A 236-nucleotide genomic window follows, 5' to 3' on the forward strand; every position below is an offset into this window, starting at 1 on the left:
TGAGTAATGACGTTGAAGCCGCAATTAGTGCAGGCTCAACTATGGTGAGGATCGGAACAGACATTTTTGGAACACGAACTTAAAAGGTAAAAACAGATTTATGTCAGATAAAAAAATCGCATTTATAGGCACAGGTAACATGAGCTACGCTATTATTGGTGGCATGGTAAAAAACGGCTTTGACGCAAACAACATCATTGCGACTAACCGCAACCAAGAAAAGCTTGCAAAGGTAG

At 40.3% G+C, this 236-nt stretch carries 1 protein-coding gene; it reads left to right on the forward strand.

The window, feature by feature from the left end; translation table 11 throughout:
* Positions 1-100: 100 nt before the first annotated feature.
* On the forward strand, positions 101-236 hold a 136-nt coding region (locus R2R70_RS23110), incomplete at its 3' end, for a pyrroline-5-carboxylate reductase family protein (protein WP_410979360.1).

The organism is Cobetia sp. SIMBA_158, from assembly GCF_046566945.1.
Taxonomy (GTDB): Bacteria; Pseudomonadota; Gammaproteobacteria; order Pseudomonadales; family Halomonadaceae; genus Cobetia; species Cobetia amphilecti.